A 3,443-nucleotide genomic window follows, 5' to 3' on the forward strand; every position below is an offset into this window, starting at 1 on the left:
CTGGGTACGCCCGGCATGGGCGTCGACTGATGTGGTTAAAGTCCACTGCGCATGGAACCTGTAGGTTATGATCATTAGCGAAAGTAAACTAAGAAAAAGCGCTAGCCGAAGGCAACTGCGAAGTCGCGAGGCTTCGTGGGAAGGAAGCCCTAGGCAAAGCCGCGAGACGATGTACAAGAACGCCATACAAGGCCCAGCGCCTCGGGCGAGCGTGCCCAGCGACGCGAAGCCCGGAGAAGGTTCGGGGCGCAGGGTAAATGGCGCGTTTGCGCGGCGGAAGTCGACGTCCTTATCCGGGGAGGCCTCATGCTCCCGCGGGGATGGCTTAAACCTGCCATCGGATCTCCGCAGCTCCCGCAGCGATGCGGGAGTCGGACATGAGGAATCAGCAGAGGGCATAGTAGCGCCATGAGGCGAGCCGGGAGTAGCTGCCGACGGGGGACCCGTCCAGCGAAGGGTCCGAAACTCGCATGGGGCGAAGGCCCGAACCGACACGACGGGTTCCGGCCCGAACTCTCGCCCTGCGGGTATGCCTCGCCAGAGGTAGCGCAAGGGCGGCGGGAAGCGGACAGCCGGGACTCGGAACGCGACCTGATGGAAGCGATCCTGGACGCGGAGAACGTGTCCGGGGCGTGGAAGCGGGTGAGGGCCAACAAGGGCGCGGCGGGGGTGGACGGAGTGTCCGTTGAGGACTTCCCCGGCCTCTTCCGCGAAGCTTGGCCCAGGCTGCGCGAGCGGCTGGCGGAGGGCTCGTACGAGCCCGCGCCGACGTTGCGCGCGGAGATAGGCAAGCCCGACGGGGGCAAGAGGCTGCTGGGGATCCCGACCGTATTGGACCGGGTGATACAGCAGGCGATCGTGAGGGTTCTGGGGCCGATATTGGATCCGGGCTTCAGCGAAAGCAGCTTCGGCTTCCGTCCCAATCGCTCGGCGCGCCATGCGGTCGAGCAAGTTGGCGACACCATAAAGTCGGGTCGGCGCGTGGCGGTGGACTTGGACCTGTCCAAGTTCTTCGACCGCGTCGATCATGATATATTGATGTCGAGCCTTGGGAGGAAGGTCCGCGACAGGCGCGTCCTGCGCTTGGTGGGCAAGTACCTCCGGGCGGGAGTCCAGGTCGACGGGCGCCTGCATGCGACGAGGGGGGGCGTGCCTCAGGGCGGTCCGCTTTCGCCGCTGCTGGCCAACGTGGTCCTGGACGAGCTCGACAAGGAGCTCGAATCGCGCGGCCATCGCTTCGCCCGCTACGCGGACGACTTCGTCGTACTCGTCAAGAGCCCTCGGGCTGGCGAGCGGGTGATGGCGAGCGTGAGGAAGTTCCTCGAGCGCAGGCTCAAGCTGAAGGTGAACGAGGGGAAGAGCCGCGTCGTGAAGGCGAGGGAACTGGAGTTCCTCGGCTTCGCCTTCGGAACCGGCGGGAAGATCGTGTGGAGCGAGAAGTCGCTTGGCGTGTTCAAGCGCCGGATACGCGAGTACACGTGCCGCAGCTGGAGCGTGTCCATGGAACGCCGCCTGCTCAAGCTCGCCCAGTACGTTCGCGGCTGGATGGGCTACTACGGCGTCAGCCGGACCTTCAAGGAGGCCAGGCGCCTGGACCACTGGATCCGGCGCCGCGTGCGCTGCTGCTACTGGAAGCAATGGAAGACGCACTCGAACCGGGTCAGGCAGCTCGTGTCCCTCGGGGTCGATCTGCGGACCGCGGTCAAGACCGCGGTGACCCGGCTGGGGCATTGGAAGATGTCCAAGACTCCAGGGGTGAGCCAAGCCCTGTCGAAAGGCTATCTCAAGGGACAAGGGGTTCCGTCCCTGGTGGAACTCTGGACCCGTGTTCACTATCCGGATACGTCCCGATAGCGTGTGGGAACCGCCCGGTGCGGATCCGCATGCCGGGTGGTGTGGGGGCCGCGGGAGTTAATGCCCGTGGCTACCCGATTTCGCATTCATTTCTTTCAATTGATGCTTCTAATGCCTTGTTCTAGGCCTTTGGGTATGACTCCTCCGAATTCAAGTGCGGAGCTCTTAGAGAAAGGAAACGTTTCTAGATACCATGTGCCGTCTTCGTCTTTCGAAAAAAACAGTGTATCCATGTAAACTCCCTCGGTTTCTCCCAAAGTCGCTGCACACACATAAACCGAGTATCCTCCCTTTTTGAATCCTCTAGTTTTCCGAAACTGAATCTCTTCGATAGTTGGGTTTTCTTTGCCGACTTCGCGTAGAAAGTAGTCTTTGGTGATGTTACTTCTGTAGAATGGTGACAACTTTTCGTAGATTGCTTCCCAGTCAGAGTTGAGAAGATCATCCTTCAATTCGCCAACGAAACCAGCAAGTGATAACAGTTGATCTTGATGAGTCTCGAATTCTGCAATCATGTCGTCTGGCGTGAACTCGGTCTGTTCTGCCCATAGTGATGGCGAAACGAGAAAAAGGGGAATGAATAGGAGTTTGCTGGGGGACATTACTTTTTTGCGAACGTGAAAGCCATACGCGGAAGTCAGCGCGGAGCGCTGGCTGGAGTTGTATGGGCTGACTGGTTAGAGATTATTTCCATTTGGTTATCACCTCAGGTTTGATGAAAAGATATAGTGACATGACTAGGAAAACCGTGTGGCTAATCGCTTGTGCCATATTCATGCCTGAGAACGAGACGTTTGTGACTAGAGCGATGTAGACAACCTCGGATAAGCTCTTCTGTGCGAAGTACAATGCCATCATCAAGGCTGCCATCCTGAAAAGCGTAAGAGATCCGATTTCGAACTCATCCTCTTCAGATTCTTTCTGATCAATTTTTCTCCATCTTCTCTGGATCGCGCGGGGGCGAAACATCGCAACAATCGAAAGAAGTAAAACAACGACTGAGAGAATCGTCTGAGTAATGGTTGCGGCGTTCGCAAATGCAGCGATCACAGATTCATATTCTGGATCTTGAGCGTTGTAGTACGTCGTCAGGAAAGCGGTCGAAACGTGATACGCCGTCGAAAAGAGGAAGTAGAATCCGATTAGTCGAATACCGGTGATCTCTAGCTTTTCGGTTTTCATTTATTTTCCTCTAACGCTGAGGTCTCACGGCGTGCGCTTGCGCACGTTGTGAGCACCGACTTGATATGCTTTATTTTTTACTGCCCAGCAGAAGCTGAAGAGTAAGCTGAAGTAGGTAGTGAAAAGAATAGCTATGACGAAGAATGCTTTTCTGTAACCGTTCGCTTCGAAGAAGCGTCCAGCATCAAAATATGTGAGGATATCCTGAATACCGTCTATACTTTTATCTCCGACGGACACGATCATAATTATTCCCAGCAGCGTCCAAGTCAAAGGAGCACTGATCAAAACCCACTTCATCCAATTCGGTGCTTGCTCTTCCTTTCTGAAAGCCAACGAAACGATGAACCCGATCAAGATGGTGACACCGTAAAACTGTGGATTGCTAATCATTTGTTTTGCATATC

General features: G+C 56.3%; 4 protein-coding genes. 1 reads left to right on the forward strand and 3 read right to left on the reverse strand.

The features are described from left to right. Positions 1-594 precede the first annotated feature (594 nt). On the forward strand, positions 595-1,854 hold the full coding sequence (gene ltrA / locus IEN85_RS08235; RefSeq protein WP_191616192.1) for a group II intron reverse transcriptase/maturase: 1,260 nt from the start codon (positions 595-597) through the stop codon (positions 1,852-1,854). Positions 1,855-1,949: 95 nt separating this feature from the next. Here ltrA and IEN85_RS08240 read toward each other — a convergent pair whose 3' ends face one another. The 3 genes from IEN85_RS08240 to IEN85_RS08250 form a co-directional block, all read right to left on the reverse strand. Beyond that, a complete protein-coding gene (locus IEN85_RS08240; RefSeq protein ID WP_191616621.1) occupies positions 1,950-2,456 on the reverse strand; it encodes a hypothetical protein in 507 nt (168 codons plus the stop codon). A gap of 82 nt (positions 2,457-2,538) precedes the next feature. After that, positions 2,539-3,036 (reverse strand): hypothetical protein, encoded by a 498-nt coding sequence (locus IEN85_RS08245; RefSeq protein ID WP_191616622.1) that lies wholly within the window; start codon positions 3,034-3,036, stop codon positions 2,539-2,541. A gap of 24 nt (positions 3,037-3,060) precedes the next feature. Continuing rightward, positions 3,061-3,443: hypothetical protein (locus IEN85_RS08250; RefSeq protein ID WP_224772524.1), on the reverse strand; the 383-nt coding region annotated here is incomplete at its 5' end.

Origin of the sequence: Pelagicoccus enzymogenes (assembly GCF_014803405.1) — a bacterium.
Classification (GTDB): domain Bacteria; phylum Verrucomicrobiota; class Verrucomicrobiia; order Opitutales; family Opitutaceae; genus Pelagicoccus; species Pelagicoccus enzymogenes.

Excerpts from the sequence above, each read along its gene's own strand:
- ltrA (WP_191616192.1), top strand. The coding sequence starts at position 595 with ATGGAAGCGATCCTGGACGCGGAGAACGTGTCCGGGGCGTGGAAGCGG.
- IEN85_RS08240 (WP_191616621.1), bottom strand. The coding sequence starts at position 2,456 with ATGTCCCCCAGCAAACTCCTATTCATTCCCCTTTTTCTCGTTTCGCCA.
- IEN85_RS08245 (WP_191616622.1), bottom strand. The coding sequence starts at position 3,036 with ATGAAAACCGAAAAGCTAGAGATCACCGGTATTCGACTAATCGGATTC.